Genomic DNA, 25,619 nt, shown 5'->3' with positions numbered 1-25,619 from the left:
GAACAGTGCTGAGCACTATTCTTAACCACCTCGCCAAAACCTACCAAAATATGGTGCTGGTTTATTAGCGCTGATTTGTGGGGATCCCTCAGCGCTAATGCGGCCTTTTTTACTCTTGATAGCAGCTAGATTACTGCATCAGCAAGTAAAGTGAGCTGTCACCACGCTGGATATTCAGCGCCATTACGGACGGTTTTTCGTCCATAATTTTGCGCAGTTCAGCGATGTTGTTCACCGCCTGCTGGTTAATACCCACGATGATATCGCCTTTCTTCAGACCAATGCGGGCAGCAGGGGAGCCTGCTTTAACGTCGGTCACCTGAATACCTTTCTGGTCTTTACCGCTACGGTTGCTCATTTCAGCGCCTTCAATGCCGGTAAAGATACTGGCAGAGTCGACTTGAGTCTGGCTGCTCTGCTGCAGTTCCAGGTTCACAGAAACAGGTTTACCGTCACGTAACAGGCCGAGGGTAATTTTGCTGCCCACTGGCATAGAGCCCACTTCCGCACGCAGTGCTGCGAAGCTGCTGATGGCTTTGCCATTGATAGTGGTAATCACATCCCCTGCTTTAATACCGGCTTTAGCCGCAGAAGAGTTTGCCATTACCTGGCTGACAAATGCGCCGCGCTGAGCATCGACTTTCATCGCTTTTGCCAGTTCAGAGTTCAACTCGGTTCCCATAATCCCCAGTTCACCACGGCGAACCTGGCCAAATTCAACCATCTGCGAGGTCAGGTTTTTCACCATGTTACTTGGGATAGCAAAGCCGATACCGATGTTGCCACCGTCTGGAGCCAGAATAGCGGTGTTAATACCAATTAATTCGCCGTTCAGGTTTACCAGGGCACCACCGGAGTTACCGCGGTTGATAGCCGCATCGGTCTGGATAAAGTTTTCATAGTTTTCAACGTTCAGGCCGCTACGACCAAGGGCTGAAACAATACCTGAAGTTACGGTTTCACCCAGGCCATAAGGGTTACCGATAGCGACGGTATAATCACCGACACGCAGGGCATCAGAGTCAGCCAGTTTGATAGCGGTCAGATTTTTAGGATCTTGTATCTGTAACAGTGCAATATCTGAACGCGGGTCTTTACCAACGACTTTGGCATCGAAGCGGCGGCCATCACTCAGTTGCGTTTTAATCGTGGTCGCATTATCAACGACGTGGTTGTTGGTGACCACATAGCCTTTAGCGGCATCAATAATAACGCCCGATCCTAAAGCTGAGAATTTCTGCTGTGGATTCGCTTCGCCACCAGGCTGTCCACCCTGGCAGAAAGGTGAACTCTGGAACGGAGAACCTTCCTGGCAGAACGGGGAATTATCACCAAAGAACTGCTGGAAATTACGTGATGAACGCTGTGCATTCGCTGGCGCGTTCCCTTCAACAGTAATGCTTACGACAGAAGGCATTACTGTTTCTAGCATAGGCGCAAGACTCGGAAGCGGCTGCCCGGCTGTAACAGATGAAGAAGCACTCTCTGCAGCCATAGCAGACATTGGGCTCAGCGCTAAACCCAGACTCATTGCCAGTGCACTCATTGCTAATGTAGTTTTTTTCATGGATTCACTCTCAAAATTTTAGCCAATTAATGTTGCTGTTTATATCACTCTCAGAGTCGTGTTTAATCACGAAGTTCAGTTGTTAACTGACTGGAAAAAGTAAAAATTTATTGTCGGTCTTTACAAAAGTAGCAGGCTATTTATTCAACAGCCATTAATCTTCGATACTCATCCCACGCATATAAATCCGTCATTCCACTGACATAATCTTGTATTAACCGCGATCGGTAATAGTACTCCCAAATGGAGTAATCCGCTGCCGACGGAGTCAATTCAGCAACAGCTTCAATATAAGCAACCTTATGTTTTACCGATAATTTATGAAATAATCGGGTCTCTATTGGATGCTTCGACAACCGTTCGTCACGAACAAGTAGCGAAAACTGGCTTTCTGAAAGCTCAAGTAAGGGACTGTAAATATCCAGTAAGCCTTTGATTACCCGATAGCCCTGGAGTTCAAGTTGTTCTACTTCCGGGTGATTAAAAACATGGTGAACAGCCACCTGTTTATACATTTCCAGTAACTGTGAAAACGAACTGTCGTCTTCCAGCAGCGCTTGATTAAATTCTCCGGAATAGATTTCGGGCAAATGGTGAATAAAGCGCTGTGCAGCGTAAGGCACCAGCTGATTCAGCGTATTCACCCGTAAATACATAAAGAACTGGTCAACGGCACTGTTCGGGATAGCATGGGTACGAGACTTTGCCCAAGCGGCATGAATAACCTTATCAAATAAATCTCCTGGCTGATGGCTTTGCCAGGCACCGTGTAAATGCTGATAAAGCTGTTCAACACTAAAAATACGTTTCTCAACCGCATCCTCGAGATCTGCGACACAATAAGATATGTCATCTGCGGCTTCCATAATCCAGGTCAGAGGAAAACGGTTGTACTGATCCATGCCCAATGCATCACGTAACTGTTTGATATACTTCTCTTCAGAGAGGTAAAAGCCCGGTTTTTTCATCAGATAACTACGGCTGGCAGGAATAGTTCCGGAAAACCATGCCGGTCGGGTATATTTTAAAATACATCCCACTTGAGCCCAGGTCAGATTCAGCCGCAGTAAACTGTGCACCATTCTTATGCCCTGAGCATTACCTTCAAAATGACACAGATCCTGACGTACCTTACAGCGTAGATCATTTAACGCTGCCTCGCCCTCGTGCAACAGTAATAATGGCACTTTGCAACTATCGTTCTGGCTGGTGATATCAGGGTTATCAAGGGGAGTTAAACGCTGAAAAAACCAGTCTTTAATCGCGGACTCACCAAAATGCCCAAAGGGTGGGTTACCGATATCGTGCATCAGGCAGGCCATCTCAACAATACTTTCAAAAGGCCCGGTAAGCTCATCCAGGCCATACTGCTTAAGTTGGTCTTGTTGTTTAAAACGACTCAAGATCTCTTTGGCGATATAGCGACCCACTTGCTGTACTTCAAGTGAATGAGTGAGTCGGGTACGCACTGCCGCATTACGTTCAAGGGGAAAGACTTGCGTTTTCTGCTGCAAACGGCGGATCGCAGGTGAGTTAACGATTCTCCCACGATCGCTTTCAAATAAACGTGCAATATCATGCTCACTTTGCGGCCCATTCGGTGAACGGAAACAGCGACCCCAGTTTATTTTTGTCCGAAAATCGATCTCACTCATGCCTGCTCCGGTCTGCTTTAAAGAAGATGGAGAACACTGTTCAGTCAATCGTTAATCTCAGCGCTCAGTTATAAAATCAATTAAAATCAATACATTAAATTTAGTGTTGCCTCTGTATCATCGACAACACTATATTTTTCGCGTGTTATCAGCAATCTGCGACTAAATGACATGATAGACTATTCACCAAATTAACATCATTTTCTATCATATTATCGGGTATCTCTATGAAAGTAGGCATTATTGGGGCAATGGAAGAAGAAGTTACGCTGCTGCGTGACAAAATCGAAAATCGTCACACACTGAGCCTGGCCGGGTGTGAAATTTATACCGGTACTCTGGGTGGTGTGGAAGTTGCACTTCTGAAATCGGGTATCGGTAAAGTTTCAGCGGCTATGGGGGCTACCTTACTGCTTGAGCACTGTAAACCTGACGTGATTATCAATACGGGTTCTGCGGGTGGCCTTGCTCCAGACCTGAAAGTCGGCGATATCGTGGTTTCTGATGAAGTGCGTTACCACGATGCTGATGTCACTGCCTTTGGCTATGAAATCGGCCAGATGGCGGGCTGCCCGGCAAGCTTTGTCGCCGATAGCAAACTGATTGAAGCCGCTGAATCTTGCATTCGCGCGCTCGATTTACATGCGGTACGCGGCCTGATTGTCAGTGGCGATGCCTTTATCAATGGCTCTGAGATGCTGGAAAAAATCCGTCACAACTTCCCACAGGCGGTAGCGGTAGAAATGGAAGCCACGGCTATCGGCCATGTCTGCCATAACTTCGGTGTTCCTTTTGTGGTAGTCCGGGCTATTTCTGATGTTGCAGACCAGGAATCACACCTGAGTTTTGACGAGTTTCTCGCTCTCGCCGCCAAACAATCTACCCTGATGGTAGAAAAACTGGTGCAGAACATCGCGCATGGTAAATAGTTTTTTCGGGCGCCTGACGGGCGCCCTGTTTATCCTCTGCTTTCCGGTACTGCTGGTAGCCGCCCCGAGGGTAATTTCCCTCTCGCCGGGTAATACTGAACTGGCTTTTGCCGCAGGGATCACACCGATTGCCGTCAGCTCTTATTCAGATTATCCTCCCGAAGCTAAAGATATTGAGCAGGTTGCAAACTGGCAGGGGATGAATTTTGAACGTATTGTCGCACTAAAACCCGATGTAATACTGGCATGGCGTGGCGGTAACCCTGAACGACAGGTCAGTCAGTTAGAAGCTTTGGGCAGCAAAGTTATCTGGCTGGATCCACGGACTGTGAGCGAAGTTGTGGATGCCCTCCGCCAGCTCGCGCCTCTCAGCCCTACCCCAGAAAAAGCCTATCAGGCAGCCGATGAGTTAGCCCGCCAGTTTACTGAATTAAAAGAAAAATATAAAAATAGCGTGCCCAAAAAAGTATTTTTAGAATTCAGTGAACAGCCACTTTTCACCACAAATAAGCATTCGATACAGAACGAAATCGTCGAGGCGTGCGGTGGGCAAAATATCTTCGCTGATAGCCGTATCCCCTGGCCACAGGTCAGCCGTGAGCAGGTATTAGTCCGTAAACCTCAGGTAATTATTATCAATGGTGACAGCCGTAAAGCGGAGGTCGTAGAAAAAAGCTGGAAAGAGCAATTATCAGTTCCGGTTATTGCCATTAATGATGATGAATTTACCCGTAACGGGCCGAGAATTGTTTTGGCAGCAAAACAGCTGTGCGAGGTCCTGGACGGACTTTAACAGTTCAAAAACACAGACAGAGATGAAGACTGGACGATAACAGAGAGCAGTTTTGCAAGTTGAAGTATGACGGGTATGTACCCCAAATAATTCAAGTTACAAGAAGGCGGCAAGCGAGCGAATCCCGATGAGCTTACCCAAGTAAGTGATCCGGGTGAGTGAGCGCAGCCAACGCACCTGTAGCTTGAAGTATGACGGGTATAAAAGGGTTATTTGCCATTGATATAATAAACAAATAACCCTGACTACATTTAGCTTATAATCGTCTCATCAAGAAGCTGTAACCATTTTTTCTTTTCTATAGATGTCGTTTTATCAACATTAGGTGGAACAAATCCCGACAGGCTATTTGAACTGCCAGGCGTCGTCGTCACAGGTTTTGCTGGCTTCACTTCTGGCCATTTTGTCGCTCCGCTATTAGCATTATCGCCTTTCGACGGGACACTGACTCCATTGATCCCTTGGCTATCACCTCTTGGTGGAACAAATCCAGGCAGACTACTTGAACTGCCAGGTGAGGTCACCACGGGTTTTGCCGGCTTCACTTCTGGCCATTTCGTTACTCCGCCATTTCCATTGTTACCTTTCGACGGGGAGTTGGATCCATTGCTTCCATGGCTATTGCCTCTGGGTGGAACAAATCCAGGCAGACTGCTTGAACCGCCAGGCGAAGTCACCACGGGTTTTACCGGCTTCACTTCAGGCCATTTCGTCGCTCCGCCATTTCCATTGTTACCTTTCGACGGGGCATTTGTTCCGTTGCTCCCCGGGTTATTGCCTCTGGGTGGAACAAATCCAGGCAGACTGCTTGAGCCTCCAGGTGAAGTCACTACGGGTTTGGACGGCTTCACTTCAGGCCATTTCGTTACAGGTTTCTCCGGTGTCGGCTGTTTATCCGGTATTGGTTTTTTATCCGGTGTTGGCTGTTTCTCCGGTGTCGGTTTTTTATCCGGTGTTGGCTGTTTCTCCGGTGTCGGTTTTTTATCCGGTGTTGGCTGTTTCTCCGGTGTCGGTTTTTTCTCGGGCATCGGTTTATTTTCCGGCGTCGGCTTCTTCCCTGGCATCGGTTTATTTTCCGGCGTCGGTTTTATCTCCGGCGTCGGCTTTTTCCTAGGCGTCGGTTTTTTCTCCGGTGTCGGTTGTTTTCCCGTGGCTGAATCTGATGGTTTTTTGCTCGAGCCGGGTTTTCCGAGAGTAAATGAAATATCATTTCCGGCAACGACAATATCTTTTTTAACTTCGCTCAGATTATTTTTATCTGTATTTAAATCACCATTTACATTTTGGCTAACAGTATTACCGACGGAAATTGTCGCGTTCTGATCTTCTTGATAATCAATTTTATCACTTGTATTAGCGTAACCATTAACTGTCGGGTTACCTTTTAATGTTAAACCACCTCCACCTCCGGCAGAAAGCCCCTCCTGGTTCACAGTATCATGCAGAGTATTCGCATTAATATCGCCTGACACATTAACGGTACCTTCCCCTGATTGGGATATAACATGTCCCCCTGTAATATTAAGATCATTACCTGTTTTAATATTTAATTCACCAGTAGTATTGATACCAGATTGTTCTGCCGTTGTTTTAGATTCATAGTTCTCATAACCTTCTCCATAGCTGCCAGAGAATGTTGGGATAACACCAGAAGAGGAAATCGCCGCACCAACAGATGCTCCCCACTGCTGGTTGTTATCACCTCTATTAACCGTATCCTGAACGCTAGTAATATTTAAATCGCCACCGACATCAATATCCGCAGAATCACTCTTAATATTAGCGCCAGTAAGAGACATATCACCGCCAGTTTTAATATTAACATTATCACCAACGATCTGACTGTTTGTATGGGAAGTTCCAGATTCGACTGAAGATTGCTGTGAGCCACTGTAATCAACAGAAACACCGACACCGGCACCAGTCATACCCGCAGATGCACCGAGACTAACCCCTGCTGAATGTGATTGGGATGATGACGATTCGGTATATCCATTTTTAGCCGAATTAATGGCTAAATCACCACCGATAGCCATATCAATATTATTACCTTGAATATCAACACCGTTCAGCTCAGCATTATTCTTGGTATTGATTTCGATATTATTACCTTTGATGGTGCTAATATTCTCACTCGATGTCGTTGAATTCGTTGTTTCAGAAGTATGATCCCAACCGACACTTACCGATCCACCAGCAGCATCACCAAAATACATATTAGAACCCGCACCTGCAAGCTCAAGACCTGTTAATAATCCATCAGTTTGTTGATCACTACTCGTTTGCTCTATTTTATTAGCTGCTTTATCAATACCATCTGCCCAATCAGAATGTGCTTCACCCTTAATGCCCACAAATGTTTCTTCATGGGTAACGGTTTTACTGGTAACGTCCTCATATTTAGTTGATTTGAGTTCATCAGCATCAATCTTAATGGTATCGCCCGAAAGATCAGCGCCACCGATATCAACAGTTTTATCAGCCTGAATAGTAAGATCATTACTAAAATTCAGTGATGCATTATTATTTTTAACACTGTTCTCAGTCGTTGTTGTTGTTTCAGTCTTAACGCCTACTTTAAAACCGCCAGTTTCTGTTGTCGGAGCAGCGCCAGGGCGGACACTACCCGCATTAGAGATTTCGGATTCTTTATTATCATGAGCACCTTTTTCAGAAACAGTTTCTTTATTACCCCCACTGTATGAATCATGGTTAACTGATTGACCAAAACCGTTAGCACCAGCACTCAATACGAAACCTGATGATGATTCAACAACTTCTGAGTGCGTATAATCCTGGGTAGCTTGAAGATCAACGTTTCCACCGGCGGTAATAGTACCGGCTGTACCGCTATACTCCCCACCTTTCATCACAACATCATTGGATGAATTAATATTTAGATTACCCCCCGCTTTGACTGAAGACTCAACACTTGTCGCTGATGATGTTGTTGTTTCTTTGCCATTAGTGGTAAACAAACCGGATGTCGAATACTCACTATCATAAGTAGAATCAGTTTCATATATATTATTAAAATTAACATCGCCGTCTTTTGCGGTAATGGAAATATCTTTATCTGATTCTATGTCTACAGCATTAACATTGACATTATTACCACTGATATCAATATTACCGCCAGCCGATACACCGTCATCATAGCGATGGACAACTTTCTTACCGGCATCATCGTAACCTGTACTGGCCGTTAAAGTCACATCCCCTTCTTTTGCATCAAGTTTAAGATCATTGCCAGCATTCAACGCAGCACCGGAATTATGAATATCCCCTTTTTCAGAAACAAGAGATAAATCCCCTCCTGCTTGAATACCACCATTTTGACCCACTGATGAGTTCACAATATTCGATTCAGCCTGTATATCAATGTTTCCACCACTTTTAATCGTACCGTTAACATTATTAACTTCAGTCGCATTGATATCGATATTACCTCCAGCAGAAACAGAAGCAGAGGCATTATTGGAATCATTGTTTATTTGCTCAATGGTCGATGGTGCTAAATAAATACGAGGAACCAGAACTTGAACACCATCAACCTCTTCGGTAACGAACCAAATAATATCTTTATCCAGATTTTTTACCTGTTCTTCTGTTAAGGGCTGCCCTACAACAAAATCCTCAGAGCCATTGACATCCCCGGCATTTTCCATCAGCTGTTTTGTTAAATCTGCTCCTTCAAGCCCATCACGTGTTAAGAAAAATGTTCCAACAGAATCATCAATTTCGCGACGAATAACCTCACTAATGAAATAATTATCACCTAAAACAATTACAGGTTCATTTGGTTCATAACCCACTTGTTGGAAGAAGTAATCTGAACCATAAAATGCATCCTGATCAATAAATTCAGGACGAGTTTCATAAAGCACATAAATATTATCCTTAGGGTCAGGATTCGGTTGCAAATTAGCTGTACCGCCTAAAATATTATGATTAGGTGCAAATAACCCCGGCATATTGATCATATCTTCATAAGTACCAGAGGTTGTAATGCCTGACGGGCTATCCAGCCACGCAAGATCGTTTTTACTGGTTGTCACCTCATAAGAGGAGTTATTACTATGAATTTCCTTATCATCTACCTTTTCAGTAACGACATGTTCATTACCTTTTTTATCCAGTGCTAATTCTTTATCAAGACCATTGTTAAAACTACCGTCTTTATGCGTTAAATTACCGCCTGCTGCAATAGAACTATTTTGCTCAGAAACTGCATAAAATTTAAGATTATGGAAGTTCTTCTCACCCGTATCAGAATCAATCTTATTTAATTCATCCCAGTCTTTCTGTAAATCCCCTTTGCTTTTAGCTTTCCATGTATTACCAAACAGTTGATTCATGTGCTTATCAAGAATATTAATCTGGCCATTACTGACATCAACATTTTTAGTGACTTTTAAATAACCTTCATCAGTATTTGGATCTAAAATAAAATCAATGAAGTCATATAACGTATAGAACTCCATTTCTTTATGACCGCCACTGGCTCCTAATTTATTTTTCCAATTATATTTAAGAGTTAGTGGTGGATTAAGTGGTTTATTTAAAATATGCTCATAACCGATATCAATACTAATCGCTTTATTTGTTAAATCGCCACGAATGAACATATCACCACCAGATTGAATCTGCCCTCCCTGATTCAATACCTGCTGGCCTCCTTGATATTTATTTCCTTTATTAATGTTAACTTCATTTTTTGCGGAAATACTCGCTTTATCTTGTATTTCAATATGGCCAATAGGTAACGGAATAGCACCAGACAGTTTGAAATAATCATTTGCGGTGAAACCACTCCCTTTTTGAGTATGCTGACTATTGATAATCTGAGAGTTTGTATAATCCCAACCTGAATTATCCTCATCAATAGTGGTAATATTCTCTAAGTTTTTAGCCTCAATATTAATATCATTTTCAGAACGAATCTGCCCACCAATATTCTTAACATTATAAGCGGTGATATTAATATCATGCATGGCCATGACATTGGCTTTTTCTCTGTTAGAGAATGTACCATTGTCAGTAACAATATTAATATCTTTACTGGAGAAGATCAAAGCGCCGGATGAGTTAGTAATGTCACCATCAGATTTCAATAGAATGTTATTACCACTCAGGATACCTTTGTTATTAGTGATACTTCCCGTGGCAATCAGCTGAATAGCCGCAGGTGACTCTAAGACTTCATCAATGGTGATCGAACTATTACTCTCTAATGTTAACAAGCCATCTTTCTTATTTCTAACTGCAAAACTACCAGAGTTCTCGTTATAAACATAATCATTGTTAATTTTGAAATAAATTTCATTAGTCGCTACAATTGTACCACCATTATTATCAATGCTTTTATACACATTAATATTAACTTTGTCATTTGAGTCTATTTTAGAGTTATTGTTAGAGATGCTATCTGCACTTATAAAAATGCTTTCATCAGATTCTATTCTACCATCATTATTATTAATTAATTTTTCTGACGCCGTTAAATTAACATTTCCCGCAGCATACAAAACCGAATTTTCATTTTTTATTACATCTGCGTTGATCTCTAATTTTCCATCCGCAAGCACTAAGGAACGATCATACGTAGACACATTATCGAATCGATTAACATTAAGATAAATATTACCTTCTGCATCGATGAAAGAATCTTCGTTTTTCAAATATATAACATCTTCAGCCTTGATATTATTTGAAGCTCGGATGTAACCACCTAACTCATTCAATATCTCGTTGACCTTCTGAAAGAATATATTATCATCAGAAAATATTACGCCGCCTTGATTTAATAATTTATTAACATTAGTAAAGAAGATATTACTTTCTGAAGATATTTCGCCCTTATTAGTAATATTTTTAACCTCATCAAAAATCATATCATTATTTGATGAAATCAAGCTATTCGTTTCATTGTCTAAAGAATCGATATTTTTGAAAGAAACCTTACCATTTTCTGATTTGATTTGTGCTTTGGACGAATTTTTTATTTCATTAACACTTTCAATAGTTAAATCGCCATCGGAATAAATACCACTAGCTTTATTATTAGCTCCTGTATTACTTAAACTATTAACATTATCAATACTCATGCTGCCAGAAGAGATAATAAAACCACTATTATTATTGATAGTATTTACATTAGAAATAACGAGTTCATTATTGGAGTGAATACTTCCTGAGTTTGTTAGCGTTTCGGAATTAGTTACTGATAACTTATCTTTTGATATAACTTTGGCATTGTTAGCGTTATCAATAGTTTGAATATTGTTCAAGTCAATATTACCCCCTTGAATAACAGCCTGCTCACCGTCATTTTTCAACTTCTGGGTGTCTTTTATTTTCAACTCTTTATTAGCTAAAACAGAACCTTTGTTGTTTATAGATTCCAAGCCCTCCAGCTGTACATTTTCACCTTGTAATAAACCATTATTATCAATTTGAGTCTGTCCTTTTCCAGACAACAAAAAGTCATTTCCAGCAATAATTTCACCATCATTATTCAGTGAATTTACAGAAGATAAAACAACGTTATTTTTTGCAGCAATTGTTTTTTTGTTATCAATGAGTTGAGAATCAATCGAAATGTCATTATCAGATAGCAATTCACCGCTGTTAGTTAACCGACCACTGTCTTGCTTGATATGGACATGACTACCTTGTATCAGCCCGGAGTTATCGATATTACCTTTTGCTTTAATTGTCACCCCACCGTTACTGGATACTATTCTTCCATCATTTTTTACGGTCCCGGCATCTAAATTCAGGCTATCACCCGTAATAGAACCTGAATTGACAAAACTGGATAAATTGACATTTATATTTTTTTGAGATCCAATAACACCTTTATTATTTAACTCATTAGATGTTATATGAATATCGCCAGAAGCTGAAATAGCACCATCATTATGGAAAAGATCTTTAATATTAAAGACAATACTATTTTCTTTTGAAATCAAAACTCCATTTTCATTATTGAGTGTTCCGGAATTAATTTTAATATTACCCGAATTAGTCATCACAGTTGCAGATGAAGCCACAATAGCATCACTGACTATATTACCACTACTGTCATAAACAACATAATTGCCATCATGCAAAACAATTTTTGCATCTGGAATAACGTCTCCATTGCTGTTTGTTGCATATAGAGAACCTTTAATATTATAATCACCTTTGACATTGATAATTATAGAATCTACTTGTGCTGAGTTTTTAGATTCATTAACAAAAATACCTGCTGCTTGCTGTAAAAAAGAATCAGCAAATATTGCAACACTTCCATTTTCTGATATTAAATCGGAAGATAATAGAAGATGATTATTGGCTTCAATATTTATATCTTTTTTGGCTAAGACCGCAGCTACTTCGTTTTTATTTCCACCGAGACTAATATTGTCTCCTTTCAATGAAACGGAATCATTTTTAGATTGTAATGATGTCAATTTAAGATCACCGTTAGCTGAAATATCTAAAGATGATTGAGATACAATACTACCATGGTGATGTACACCAACACCGCTATCAGTGCTAATTAACTCGATTCGATTACCATAAATTGAACCTAGCTCACTTCCAGCAATAGAAACAAGAGGACGTGAATCATCTAAACCATCCTTTGTCTGATGTTGACGCGTTGACGTATTATATTTATTTGCTCCTGCTAATAATTTAACATCAGCAGAACCTGCAATCTGCCCATCCAGTTGAATAGCTCGGCTGACTATATCAAAGTGAGATAATCCATCAGTCGAAATTCCATTTCCAGATATTTGCACTTGGCCTTTTGTCACATTAAGTAAAAACTGTCCATTTTCTTGTTCAACACGACCAGTGCTCAATGTGAGATTATTGGCATTCAGGGTTTTAACTCCATTGACCTGAATACCATTTTCATTAGCAATGATCAGGTCAGCGCTTTTACCAAATACTTCCATAGTACCATTAAGTTGAGTTCCTTTAACCCCACCTACTTCATTAATAATAACATTAGCTTCATTGTTCAGGTTATTATTTTTAATAACATGGCCGCCAATCTGGCTTACACCATCATCTTTACTGTTATTAAAAATAACGCCATTTTGGTCAACGTTAAATTCCTGGTATTTATTATGAGAAACACCATTAGCATTTGGATCAACAATATTAATGGTTGCAGTGCCATTAGCAGATTGATTTACATTGAGATTCCCAGAATTATCATCGGGTATAATTGCCGAAAATACATCAAACGGTAATGTTGATGTGACAATCGCCAGGTAAACGGGTGAAAATTTAAAGGCTTTCTTTCTAAAAGAACATGCCATATTATTTGAATCAGATGTTTTCATGTTATATATCCTTATATTTAATTAATTCTTAAAAATTCAAACCCAGACGATAATAAACTGCGAGATTATCAACCTCTCTATTCCGTAAACTTTTAGGTTTTGTGACTGGCCACCCTGCCGATAATGAGGATGATAAATACTGTTGGTTTAGCCTTAACCCTACTGAGCCACCCGAAATAAATTCTCCTGAGCAATTTCTCACATCCTTGCTGCAATTATTCTTGACATAACCTAGATCATATCCAGCAAAAGGAACTATACTCATTCTGCTAAATTTATTTATATAAACTGGAAACTTCACTGTGTTTGAAATATAACCACCATTGTTACCCGAAATTGAATCTTCTTTAAAACCTCTAACCGAGTACTCATCGCCAATGGAAATATTTTGAGCACTCACTAAGATGTCTTTCGAATATTGAAAAGATGTTGTTAGATCATAATTAACACTAAGGCGATCAAACTGATGAATTTTTTTAGACCAACTGAGTAATCCATTAAATTTATGAAAATCTATATCAAACCCTTTTAAATCAGGATCATTAACCCATGCACTACCAAACCAAGGCGTGCCCTTAGTGAAAGAAAGATCCCAATAAGCTCCGCCATCCCAAATAGTTGTTACGTCATTAATGCCAAGAGTAATATCAGTATAATTTTTACTACTGACATCAATGACTTTTTCGTAAATTCTGTTTAAATTATTTTTAACATCTATCGATGTATAAACAGATAATTTATGATTATTATTCCTGAATAAAACACGATTGATTCTATTAGAATAGCGTTGAGAATTTCCGTCACTGCTGTATCCACCAAAATCAAGACCAATAAGTTTTTTATATTCGGAATGATAATAAGATGTGTCAAATGACCAATAGCCAACGGGAATCGAGTATGATACAGACCATGATTTTTGTGAGTCAGATTTTTGTTTTAAATCATTATAGCCATAATAAAAGTTTAAAATATCATTAAAGCCAATGAAATTATTAAACTTCATAGTTCCACTATATTGATTCCACCCTGATTCTTTTCGTCCTGAATTATTAAGTTTCAGACCTAAATTAAAAAAATCATATTCCAAACCTTCAAAATTCAAGTTAGAATACCCTTCATTTCCATCAGGAATGATTTTTATTTTGGTAGCATACGAAACTCTTAACAGGTTATCTAATGCCTGATCAATATCCGATACATTAAGTACTTTATCTTTATAAAATGGAAATGCATCAGATATTCTCATTTTTTGTGATAATGTCGGGTCTTTATCCTCAATCAGAACATTATTAACCTTTCCCCAAAGAACCTTTAACGTTATTTTTTGTGAGTTTAAATTCCCCTCTTTAATAGTTAATAACGTAGTCGAGTAGCCTTTACCTATGTAGAAATCAGTAAGTTCCTTAACTAACTCTAAGATCTCACCTTTTCCTAATTCTTTATTTTCGAATTTTTGTATTATTGCATTTCTTTGTTTAGATTTTACATACTTGTCATCGTTATCAATTAAAATCTCCTTAATGAAAAATTTTCTACCACTTGCAATTTCTGAGTCAGAAAGCGAGTCTTCATCAACAATATCTTTATTATTGTTCATGATTTGATTATTGATCCACTTTTCTTTGTCAACGTTTTCAAGAGCACGTTCTCTGATAATTCTATCCAGCTCACGGGTTGAGTCTGACATATTTTCTGGTTCAATAGAAAATGATGCCCCTGAATAAACGCAAAGCAAGCTCAATATCATTGATGATTTTATTTTATTTTTCATATCATTTTATCTCTAACAAAATAAATAAATTACCTTCAATAGTGCCGGGCTTAACATTACGACGGTCATCCACGTTCACTGCAGTTTTTAACTTTATAGGTTTTTTTTCATTGACTGTAACATTCACATAATTATTCACAGTTGGTGTTAAAGATATTTTTATAGCTTCATTATTTTCATCATTTAGCAATATTGATACACCATCAGATGTCCCATCATTTTTTAGATTTTGATTTACAGTCGTTCCGATATAAGATATGCCAACGGAAGAGTTCTGCTCACAGTGTAATGCAAGGTCAAAATCTATATATTTTGGCGAGTATCTTATATTTTTTAATTCATCTGTAGTAAAATTACCAAGATCAATATATCTATCTGTATCTAACAAAACACAAGATTTGGATTTTAGAATAATGTCTTCATTAAGGACTATTTTCATATACTCCGGATGCGCAACATTCTGGCTCAAATTAACAGTAGCTAATTCAGTACCTCTTCTCATCGTGCCTGTTTTAATTATTCCTATTTTGATGAACTCAACAACAACTTCATCCTGTAACTGACATGGCGATATGCACGTCCTGGCAAATGGGAAGTATTTAAAAACATTATTATTTGATTGACTATCTGTGACCCAGCTAATCCTTAATCCCAAACCAGGTATTGGTGTTCTTATGATAGTATTATCTTTACCTGTCATTACAGAATCTGAATACTTACCATCCAGATTAATGTACTGATTGCTATTAATTGTTTGTATTCTTAAATTTTCACTTTTTAATCTATAGCTATTAACTGAGAAAACATACCCCTCAGGTTTATTATGATAGTCGTTTATATTAACATCGTTAACATATAAAACCTCACGATAGTCAGCATAGCTAACAATAGGGGTTAAAAATAAAATAATTATTAATAAAAACTTTTTCATGATTAGCTCTTTATATTAAACACAATCAGCATTGATAATTGAACTGGAGATATCAGAATCCTGTCTAAATCTAACCTTACATTTATAATCCTGGCTATCTTTACTCCATACAACACCTAACTCTTCATTCCCCTCATTGTCTTGCGGTAATAAGATAAAACCACTTTGATCTGTTATACCCAAAACATTATTTTTAACATCCACAACCTTAGCGCCAAATGGTATGTCATAATTAACACTATGTATTTTTATAATTTTTTGTCCTATTTTGTTTACTTTAAATTCAACCAATGGTGAAGAGCCACTATCAGGAATAACTAATAGTCTGTTTTCTTCAACCTCAGACATATTTTTACTTTTCTTAGAGTCTAAGGTAATATAATTTTTTTTATAGGGTGATAAATATGGCACTACACCATAACCATTGGCATTTATTTTTATATTACTATTTGATGAGATACTCATACCCTCTGCACCAACAGCTTTAACAATAGCAAATGTTTTTCCTAACTCACTCGATTTTGTAATTCCTCCTTCATGTAACACCATTGCACCATTTATGTTTCCGTAAATCATTTCGCTATTATTATTTTTAAAATAGCCCGCTTGCTTTGTGTTATATCCATTGTTATAGCTTAGCGAACCGCCGTTTCCAAAACTATTTTGAGTTCCTCTATCCATCCAAACATTATAATTAACCTTATCTAAAGACTTATCATTCACAGCTAAAGAAACGCGAGTGTTATGGCTGTCCGAATAATTAACATAAGATGAACTTAAGTTTGAGTTTTTGTTTTTTGTTTCTAATGGAATATCTAAACTTAAAAAAAACGTGTTATCCAAACTATTACTTGTACTTTTGTGCGAAAAGAACGATATATTATAATTTACTTTTTTAAAATTATTATTGTAACTCAGTGAATAGCCATAAGTGTCTGTACCATTCCCTTCCCAGGGTTTAGCATAATATCCTGATGCAGAAATACTGCCATAATTATCAGGTAGTGATTTCCTTAATACTAAATTGCTAATCTGTTTATTTTGAGAGCTATCAAATCCTCTATAGATATCATCGCTATATTTATTAGCCATGAAATCATTCAATTCCAAATAGCTTTTATCTAAATATCGGGTTATAGACATGGATAAGTTAGTGTCAATCAAAGATAGATCTTCTTCGTAATTCAATACGATTTTATCGTCGCAAAACAGACAATAAGAAGAGCGTTCAGTCTTTTTTTCATCTGAAAATGATCGATAATAATCGAAAGAAACGCCTCCAATTCTCGTATTAAATGTTCCACCAATCATAGCCTGAGCATAATCATTGGGATAAATTGATTGTAAACCACTATACATGGTTAGATTATTGTTGATACCATACTTGACGTCAGCTTGTGTAAGCCAATAGTTTCCCGGGTACATAGAATCTAATGAGCCAACATTTAAACTATATTCATAACTTCCGGGTCTTATTAAACTTGATATTGTTGAGACTGGAATATCTTGAATATTTCTGGCACCATCAGCTCCTGTTAAAATAACATTCAAATATCCATTACCATAGGTCCCGGGAAGATCTTGAATATTATACTCACCAGCAGGAATATTTTTTTCGTATATAACCCTACCATTGTGCTCGATAGTCAACAATGAAGGTGAATTAGCTACTCCTCTAATCGTAGGTGCAAAGCCAGACAGTGATACAGCCTTCATTCTATTATCACTGGACAGCTTGGCCCCTCTATACCTTACCCAGTTAAAATAACCACCATTGGTATTAATTTCACCTACTGTCAAATTGGATTTCAAACTGGCAATTGAATGCTCAGCGTATAAATCATAAAATTTATTATTTATGGAGCTATTATTTCTTACTGATAATACATTGTTGGTATAAATGCGCCATGAATATAAATTTAAATGCTGTTCAAAATAACCATGATAAGAGTATGTATCATTATATCTCTCATCTCTTATATTGGTGATATTCATATCATATTTTAGTGCATGACTATTCACACCTCTGTTCCATTGAGATGGATAAATATAATCATCTGCTTCAGATGATAAATATATCTGAGGAATGTTCACATCTAACCTTTCATCATCAAGATTCAGTGTTGTATATGCACCATTAAGTATATTTTCAATAAAAAAACATTCAGATAACGTACTGTTTATCAAATTCAATCTATCGTAGTTAAGGTTAAAAATTGATAGATTCTGCTGACTAAAACAGGGTAAAAGACCCTTTTCATGTTGTTTAAAATCAATATGTTCAGTGCTGATTTTCTCACCATTAACATAGACTAAAAAAAAATGTTTTCCCGGCTTAATCGTCTCATTGAGATCTATTTTTTCGTTATGTCCCAGATATGTCAAAAACTCAGTTTTAAAGCGTTCATTTTCACTAGTAAATCCCGTCACTGGTGAAAAAAATAGTATGAATATGATGTATTTATTGATCTTCATGTCAGTTTAATTTCTCTTGATATATATGCACCAAGATCATCTATATATGAATACTCAACTATTACATTTTTTTCATTAGGTATCTCACCTGTGATTTTATACTTTGTCTCACCAAATGGTGATACAGCACTCGAATCTAGCTTAACCGCCAGATTATTTTTTAATACTAATTTCCCCAAGCTCACATAAATTGGGCTATTATTTTTGGCAATTAAATAGCTATCTTTGCCTGTTTTTTCTATTTTCCAAGTCAATTTTTCAGCAGCATCTGACCTTGTAACGTCAATTTTCTCTGGCATATAGAAAAATTTCATTTTGGTATGTACTGCAATACTCAAAGAATTAGCTCCATTTTCATTTTCTGGAGGTATGTCTAAAAAATTTATCCATAACATAGTTTCCCTATCTTTAGGATAACGTTTTTTTATTTCATCAGTTCCTATAATTCTTACAACCTTTGATTTCTCGGGTTTTACTTTAAAAATGGGTTGCGTGATGATAAATCCTGTGTCTTTGATTTTATCGTTAGAATCATCTTCAGATAACCAAACCTGTATTAATGCAGTTTTTTTTCCAACGTTATTAACCTCAACTGTTTGTTCATTTTCTAATTCGTCAAAAATAACTCTTGTAGTATTAACTTGTATTGTTCCTAATGCTGACAAAGGAATTAATAAAAATAAAACAGCTATTATCTTTTTCATTTAGATTTTTTTAAGTTTAAAATATGAGATAGAATAATAAATTATTGAAGGGACTTCATGGTGTGTAGCATGAAGTCCTTCGTTTTTATGGATAAACTACACTGTAGTAGACATTACCCTCAACTTCCCCAGGAGTTACATTGGCAGCCGTTGAGATATATTGCACACCAAAATTAAACATTGTTTCGTCTTCTAAAGTTTCACGTTTTTTAGTTGGCGAGGTATCTTTACTGGTAGTAAAATCAAAATCATTTTTGTTTTCATCACTAATAACTAACTGGATATTTTTAGCTCCCGTTGAACGCATGTTTTTAAGATATCCGGTCTTAGGATCGATAAAGTCACTGCTACTAATCCTCTCAAATTTAATGGCATAACCATCACCCGCCAGACAATTAGAACCTTTTAACTTAATAAAAAAGTCAGTATCTCCTGCTCTGTCTCCAAGGCTTTTAAAAGCCGTTGTAGATACTGTAGGCAGAGTTACTGAAAAGTTAGGATTAGTCGTTTCCGTACCGTTAGTGTTACCCCCGCTGATCTCACAGGTGGCATTGCTTATTTTTCCAAGGAACGTTATTTTCCCATCATAAGCGTTTGCCATACTTAAATTTGATAACATCCCCCCGGTAAGAACGAGTATCGATGCGAATATGTTTTTCTTCAGTTTAGAAATGTTCTTCATTTGATCCTTCTGATAATCATTGATTAATAGTGAATTTAAAATCATTTAAAATGGCAATACAATGCCACACCCATTATTGGATAATGAATGAATAATTAAAAAAGTTATTCTTATTGTAATTTAAAAATACAATAGGTTTATACATATACTAATATTTTTAATAACCCTTCAGGTTAAAATTATCTAATTTATTTTATCGTGACTTTTCCCTCTCTGGGCAATAGCATATCATCGAATAGAAAATATTCTATTCGTTATTAGGGAAATCGAGTTAACGCCTTATAAAAGGTTCACAAAACGTTAAATAAATAGCTCATTTATTTTTATAAATATCACATTAACTTTATGATGTATGTGTTTTATAAAGTATAAAATTTTATGAAATCGTTTAGCGAACCTCCCAGCTGTCCTGTCAGGGCTTCGTTGTAACAGCTCCTGACATTACGCCCACTCCCTGTCCAACCGTATTTTAACAGTTTTAATTGTTTTACTCGTTAGCTTCAGATATTTCGTCTCTCTGAGCTATATTGCGTCGATCATATTGTGGGGAAATAACTAGTTCAGCCAGAATACTGGCTTTTCATTCGAGGAAAATGCGTTTGACCTGTCACTCCGTTTCCCTCTGCTTGAGGTTCAGAGGAATGACAACTCTCATCGTACTGAGGAGTATGAACCAGCTTCGCTCTATAGCAGTTACTGCGATATTCACGAAGTGATACTTATATCTACAGCTTTTGCTTTCCCTGCACATCTAAATAGAACACCATCATCCCTTATTTACCGATGAAACACATTTGGCGTCATCGGCCGACAGCATGGATTATACCGAAGTTCCACTACGCGGAGCTCCATCCTTGTTATCCAGTTACTGCCCATCTCTATTTACGCTGCTCACTGATACCGTTAGTCATTGTGTATTGGAGTATCAGGTTTGTTCTGTTGTTTATAGCAAGAATGTTATTTATTGCTTGGTTAAATGATTACACTTTAGCCCGTATGTGTCAACACAGCGGTAAAAACCAATTAATTATTGTCGCCTGTTTATTCTATTATCTAATCGAACTCAGGATAAATGAGATCGCAGATAACGAAATTATCGCACTCACTATCCAGATTTTTGGATATTTTTCTGATGCTTTTCAGCACTTGCTAACAACCTAATTTTCGCTACTTTTTACGCAGTATTACCTGTATGAATTTTCAGCTATCAGACCTGGTTATGTTGTAACAATAAATAATTAACTTTCAGATTACTTTATTATTTTTATTCATTTGATCAAACAGCCTGATTCATCCATTTAATTCCAGCCTTTCCATATGACTTTATAACCTTACTCGAAATATAATTTGAAACAGGTATGCCCTCCCCTGTCATCTATAATATTTTAGCTCTGAATAATAATCCACAAGGTCGAATCATTGATTAATTTCACAAAAATGACTTTATTTATCTCAACTAATTATATTTTACGAAGATATATAACCATGTTCATCATGACAGAATTTTTTAACAACATACCCTTGAAATTAATTTATCTCCCACCCATGATTTATTTTTTAAAATCAACAACATACAACAAATATCATATATAGAAGTAATTTCTTTTTATCGGGCGAGGTTTCAACTAAAGTCAAAAAAACAAGGATGTTATCAATCACACTAACAGCCTGATTTTATCATGGGTATTTTGTACTGTTTTACCGTAAATCTTAATCACCGACTCATTAATAAATGGCTATAATATTTCAGAAAACCCAAAGGAACATGACAAAAATCTCCTTCACCCTCCATTCCTGTAATAATCGACGATTAGTAATAATAAAAATGTCTGATAATTGATATCCGCACAATTAATTTATCAAGATCACTCTTTTTATCCTTAAATTAATTCCTGGGAAAACGATTCACAATAGAGACTGGATTAGTTTTTTGTTATCAGGCGTATATTTTCACCACATAAATATGACACTCATCTGTTTATATGCGCCTTTAGCTTTCTTTATCCCTATAATCAACTGCTGTCGTCCCCATCCGTTTCCCTGTCGTACTCCCTGAGTTTTTCGACACAATCGTATCATTAACACCACCATTGTCATGCCATATCCGCCGATCAACAGCAGCGAATTCAGCTTTTCCACGGCAGCCATTAAATATATCTTACATTCAAAGACAAAAAGCTTACCGGACATTACATATATATAAAATGTTATCCAAGGCTAAATAGAGGCTATATTGAAAGCTACACATTAAATAAAGTGTTTTTTATCAAAAAATACGCGAATAGTCTGATGAGGAGAGGATCAAGGTTTATGAAGGAGAAATAGGGTTGAATAGAATTAAAGAGGGAGGGACAGGGGCAGTCGTTGGACTATTTTTCATAGGTTTCCTGAGATATCTCATAGAAAACACGTATGGTCCCCCCTCCCAGGCTGGACTCAGATCAGATACTGAATGAAGAACCGCATCCGCAGGTGCTGGTCGCATTTGGATTGGTGACCACGAAACGTGACCCTTCAAGGCCTTCGCTATAGTCTACCGCACCGCCAACCAGATATTGCAGGCTCATTGGGTCAACAACCAGAGCAACACCTTGTTTTTCGATGGTCATATCACCGTCGTTAATCTGATCGTCAAAGGTAAAGCCATACTGAAAGCCGCTACATCCACCGCCGGTGATATAGACTCGCAATTTCAGATTCGGATTCTCTTCGTCTGAGATCAGACTTTTTACTTTCTTGGCCGCTGCTTCAGTAAACTGAAGGGGCAGTGCTACGTCAGTACTCATGTTTTGCTCCAAACAATGAACAAGCCGGGCACAACATCACCCGTACTTTATATAATATTATCCGACACCCTGGTGAATCGTTCAAGTATTACGCTCTGCTGATGTCTGCTCCACAGGTGTAGGGGATGCAGCATTCGCTTTATCGGCTTCTTGCTTGGCCAGCGTTCTTGCCAGGATTTGTGAGTATAACGGTTTTCCTCCCAGAAAATTCGCTAATAATGTCGCACCAACACTCGTAACGAGCATGGGTAAAATAAGCTGATAGTTACCAGTCATTTCCAGCACCAGTGCAATCGCGGTCAGCGGTGCACGCAAGGTTGCGGACAGTAATGCCCCCATTCCTACCAGGGCAAAAACCCCCATCGGCAGATTATATTCAGGCAACCACATTGCACTGAAAGTTCCGAATGACATTCCCAGCAAGGTTCCTAAAGCCAGGATAGGGGCAAAAATACCACCAGGTGCACCAGATGAAAAACACAGTAAGCTGATAACAAGACGTGCCAGAAATAAGTATAACAACATGCTTAAGCTGTAGTTTCCGGCGGTTGCGATAGGGATCATATTGAACCCACCGCCTACTACCGAACTTTGTAGCAGCGCCAGTACACCACAAGCACCGCCAATCAGGCCGCCAATCAATACCCACTTGGTTGTATTACCACCATGGATACGCTGAAACATATCCTGTACGCCCAGCACCAGGCGATTAAATATTACGCCAATAACACCGATAACCATACCCAGGACCAGATATAGCCACAGTGTATTCAGCTCAACATCGCCGACCATCCCGAGATCAATCAAAATTAAACCGGGGTTAAAATATCGATAGACGACTGTCGACATGATAACACCAATAAATACCGCTTTGATTGAGATAAAATTATAGTGAAACTGCTTACGCAATTCTTCTATTACAAAAAAGATGCCTGCCAGCGGCGCATTAAAGGCTGCTGCCAGCCCGGCACCGGCCCCGGTTGCCACTAACGAATGACGTGTTTCCGGATTACGTAGACGAAAGATGTCAAAAACCATCTGGCCGAAACTCCCACCGAGCTGTACGGTCGGGCCTTCACGCCCTAATACCATCCCTGCGCCCAGGGTTCCCATACCCCCGAAGAACTTAACCGGAATGACTCGCCACCAGCGTACTGGCCGGACCCCTTCCAGGGCACCTTCAATTTCAGGTATGCCAGAGCCTCCCGCTTCGGGTGCAAAACGCCGAACCAAATAGTAACCAAACATCGCTAGTAAAGCTGAAGCCAGAAAGGCCATCGGCCAGACAACCCATGCATCGTCTGCTACCTCGGCTAGCATGCCAAGACGGTATTGTTGTACCAGGTTCACCGCTTTGTCGAAACCTACGCCCGCCAGACCAGCAAGCGTTCCGACCAGGGCTGCCAGCAGAAGCGTAGTGAGAGGCACTTTATCGACATCATGTAAACGGCGTATAAGCGTCTTGCTACGCTCAGACGCACCAGACTGCCCCTGGGGGCTGGAGTTTCCTGAATTCATGGCTCTCAGTCATGTATAATGGCAAGTAATATATCTATATTACCTGCGGATTCACCAGACGTCCTGTGAATATCACAGTTTATCTCGCAGGTTCATTACATCCCGTCCGTCGTTTCGCATAGACTATACGTTAATATCTCTTTCCGAGTCAGGAGCCGATTCATGAGTCAGTCTGAAAGTTTATATACCGCCGCCCGTCAGGTCATCCCTGGAGGCGTTAATTCACCGGTACGCGCCTTTACCGGTGTTGGCGGTGTGCCGCTATTCATTGAACGCGCAGATGGCGCTTATCTCTTTGACGTTGAAGGTAAAGCTTATATTGATTATGTCGGTTCCTGGGGTCCGATGATCCTCGGGCATAATCACCCGGCCATTCGTAATGCGGTGATTGAGGCCGTCAGCCGCGGTTTAAGCTTCGGTGCACCGACCGAAATGGAAGTCAAAATGGCCGAGCTGGTCACTGAGTTGGTACCCACGATGGATATGGTGCGTATGGTCAACTCAGGCACTGAAGCGACCATGAGCGCTATCCGCCTGGCGCGTGGTTTTACCAGACGCGATAAAATCATTAAATTTGAAGGCTGTTACCACGGTCATGCGGACTGCTTACTGGTCAAAGCTGGCTCCGGTGCACTGACCTTAGGCCAGCCGAACTCGCCGGGCGTTCCTGCTGATTTTGCAAAACATACCCTGACCTGTACCTATAACGACCTGGCTTCAGTACGTGAAGCCTTCACTAACTATCCGGAAGAAGTCGCCTGTATTATCGTTGAACCGGTCGCCGGCAATATGAACTGTATTCCACCGAACGACGATTTCCTGCCAGGCCTGCGTGCTCTGTGTGATGAATTCGGTGCGCTGTTAATTATCGATGAAGTGATGACCGGTTTCCGCGTTGCTTTAGCGGGTGCCCAGGACTATTACGGCGTAGAGCCCGACCTGACCTGTCTGGGTAAAATTATCGGCGGCGGAATGCCGGTCGGTGCTTTTGGTGGTCGTCGTGAGATAATGGAAGCTCTTGCCCCGGTCGGCCCGGTCTATCAGGCAGGAACCCTTTCCGGCAACCCTATCGCGATGGCAGCAGGCTATGCCTGTCTGAATGAAATTACCCAGCCGGGGATTTATGAAACGCTGACAGAGCTGACTGAGATGCTGGCAGAAGGCCTACTGCATGCCGCTGAAGAAGAAGGTATTCCTCTGGTGGTTAACAAGGTCGGCGGGATGTTTGGCCTGTTCTTTACCGATGCACCAACTGTAACAAGTTACAGCGATGTGATGGCCTGCGATGTAGAGCGTTTTAAACGCTTCTTCCACTTAATGCTGGAACAAGGTATTTATCTGGCACCTTCCGCCTTTGAGGCCGGTTTTATGTCGGTCGCTCATTCACCAGAAGACATTCAAAAGACCATTGATGCCGCGCGCGTAGCCTTCGCTGAGCTCTGAGTATTAGCGCCCTCTCACTA

General features: G+C 39.3%; 13 protein-coding genes. 3 read left to right on the top strand and 10 right to left on the bottom strand.

All coding sequences use genetic code 11. The features are described from left to right. Window positions 1–130: 130 nt before the first annotated feature. Window positions 131–1,567, bottom strand: coding sequence for a serine endoprotease DegP (gene degP / locus M2387_RS18595; protein ID WP_259051544.1), 1,437 nt, complete (start codon window positions 1,565–1,567; stop codon window positions 131–133). Between the two features lie 140 nt (window positions 1,568–1,707). Next, a complete protein-coding gene (gene dgt, locus M2387_RS18590) occupies window positions 1,708–3,222 on the bottom strand; it encodes a dGTPase (protein ID WP_259051543.1) in 1,515 nt (504 codons plus the stop codon). A gap of 227 nt (window positions 3,223–3,449) precedes the next feature. On the opposite strand from dgt, the gene mtnN reads away from it, so the two are divergent. Continuing rightward, window positions 3,450–4,151, top strand: coding sequence for a 5'-methylthioadenosine/S-adenosylhomocysteine nucleosidase (mtnN, locus tag M2387_RS18585; protein ID WP_259051542.1), 702 nt, complete (start codon window positions 3,450–3,452; stop codon window positions 4,149–4,151). Beyond that, entirely contained in the window at window positions 4,141–4,944 is an 804-nt protein-coding gene (btuF, locus tag M2387_RS18580) for a vitamin B12 ABC transporter substrate-binding protein BtuF (protein WP_259051541.1), read from the top strand. The genes mtnN and btuF overlap by 11 nt, the downstream gene beginning before the upstream one ends. Window positions 4,945–5,195: 251 nt before the next feature. On the opposite strand, the gene M2387_RS18575 is transcribed toward btuF, so the two are convergent. The 8 genes from M2387_RS18575 to clcA form a co-directional block, all read right to left on the bottom strand. After that, a complete protein-coding gene (locus M2387_RS18575) occupies window positions 5,196–13,289 on the bottom strand; it encodes a two-partner secretion domain-containing protein (protein WP_259051540.1) in 8,094 nt (2,697 codons plus the stop codon). Between the two features lie 28 nt (window positions 13,290–13,317). Further along, on the bottom strand, window positions 13,318–15,060 hold the full coding sequence (locus tag M2387_RS18570) for a ShlB/FhaC/HecB family hemolysin secretion/activation protein (protein WP_259051538.1): 1,743 nt from the start codon (window positions 15,058–15,060) through the stop codon (window positions 13,318–13,320). A gap of 1 nt (window position 15,061) precedes the next feature. Next, complete coding sequence (locus M2387_RS18565) at window positions 15,062–15,991, bottom strand: fimbrial protein (RefSeq protein ID WP_259051536.1); 930 nt, start codon at window positions 15,989–15,991, stop codon at window positions 15,062–15,064. 15 nt (window positions 15,992–16,006) lie between these two features. Continuing rightward, a complete protein-coding gene (locus tag M2387_RS18560; RefSeq protein WP_259051534.1) occupies window positions 16,007–18,466 on the bottom strand; it encodes a fimbria/pilus outer membrane usher protein in 2,460 nt (819 codons plus the stop codon). Beyond that, entirely contained in the window at window positions 18,463–19,170 is a 708-nt protein-coding gene (locus M2387_RS18555; RefSeq protein ID WP_259051533.1) for a fimbrial biogenesis chaperone, read from the bottom strand. The genes M2387_RS18560 and M2387_RS18555 overlap by 4 nt, the downstream gene beginning before the upstream one ends. Before the next feature lie 85 nt (window positions 19,171–19,255). Beyond that, window positions 19,256–19,852, bottom strand: a complete 597-nt coding sequence (locus M2387_RS18550; RefSeq protein WP_259051532.1) for a fimbrial protein — start codon at window positions 19,850–19,852, stop codon at window positions 19,256–19,258. Window positions 19,853–22,293: 2,441 nt separating this feature from the next. After that, entirely contained in the window at window positions 22,294–22,638 is a 345-nt protein-coding gene (gene erpA, locus M2387_RS18545; protein WP_259051531.1) for an iron-sulfur cluster insertion protein ErpA, read from the bottom strand. Between the two features lie 81 nt (window positions 22,639–22,719). Further along, window positions 22,720–24,156: a H(+)/Cl(-) exchange transporter ClcA gene (gene clcA / locus M2387_RS18540; RefSeq protein WP_259051529.1), complete on the bottom strand. Its 1,437-nt coding sequence runs from the start codon at window positions 24,154–24,156 to the stop codon at window positions 22,720–22,722. 162 nt (window positions 24,157–24,318) lie between these two features. On the opposite strand from clcA, the gene hemL reads away from it, so the two are divergent. Continuing rightward, window positions 24,319–25,599 (top strand): glutamate-1-semialdehyde 2,1-aminomutase, encoded by a 1,281-nt coding sequence (gene hemL, locus M2387_RS18535; protein ID WP_259051527.1) that lies wholly within the window; start codon window positions 24,319–24,321, stop codon window positions 25,597–25,599. Window positions 25,600–25,619: the final 20 nt, after the last annotated feature.

Origin of the sequence: Klebsiella sp. BIGb0407, from assembly GCF_024807845.1 — a bacterium.
GTDB lineage: Bacteria > Pseudomonadota > Gammaproteobacteria > Enterobacterales > Enterobacteriaceae > JGM124.
The sequence above is the reverse complement of the archived record's forward strand: the minus strand, read 5'-3'. Positions and strand labels throughout refer to the sequence as shown.

Excerpts from the sequence above, each read along its gene's own strand:
- dgt (WP_259051543.1), bottom strand. The coding sequence starts at position 3,222 with ATGAGTGAGATCGATTTTCGGACAAAAATAAACTGGGGTCGCTGTTTC.
- clcA (WP_259051529.1), bottom strand. The coding sequence starts at position 24,156 with ATGAATTCAGGAAACTCCAGCCCCCAGGGGCAGTCTGGTGCGTCTGAG.
- erpA (WP_259051531.1), bottom strand. The coding sequence starts at position 22,638 with ATGAGTACTGACGTAGCACTGCCCCTTCAGTTTACTGAAGCAGCGGCC.
- hemL (WP_259051527.1), top strand. The coding sequence starts at position 24,319 with ATGAGTCAGTCTGAAAGTTTATATACCGCCGCCCGTCAGGTCATCCCT.
- mtnN (WP_259051542.1), top strand. The coding sequence starts at position 3,450 with ATGAAAGTAGGCATTATTGGGGCAATGGAAGAAGAAGTTACGCTGCTG.
- M2387_RS18565 (WP_259051536.1), bottom strand. The coding sequence starts at position 15,991 with ATGAAAAAGTTTTTATTAATAATTATTTTATTTTTAACCCCTATTGTT.
- M2387_RS18555 (WP_259051533.1), bottom strand. The coding sequence starts at position 19,170 with ATGAAAAAGATAATAGCTGTTTTATTTTTATTAATTCCTTTGTCAGCA.
- degP (WP_259051544.1), bottom strand. The coding sequence starts at position 1,567 with ATGAAAAAAACTACATTAGCAATGAGTGCACTGGCAATGAGTCTGGGT.
- M2387_RS18560 (WP_259051534.1), bottom strand. The coding sequence starts at position 18,466 with ATGAAGATCAATAAATACATCATATTCATACTATTTTTTTCACCAGTG.
- M2387_RS18550 (WP_259051532.1), bottom strand. The coding sequence starts at position 19,852 with ATGAAGAACATTTCTAAACTGAAGAAAAACATATTCGCATCGATACTC.
- M2387_RS18575 (WP_259051540.1), bottom strand. The coding sequence starts at position 13,289 with ATGAAAACATCTGATTCAAATAATATGGCATGTTCTTTTAGAAAGAAA.
- M2387_RS18570 (WP_259051538.1), bottom strand. The coding sequence starts at position 15,060 with ATGAAAAATAAAATAAAATCATCAATGATATTGAGCTTGCTTTGCGTT.
- btuF (WP_259051541.1), top strand. The coding sequence starts at position 4,141 with ATGGTAAATAGTTTTTTCGGGCGCCTGACGGGCGCCCTGTTTATCCTC.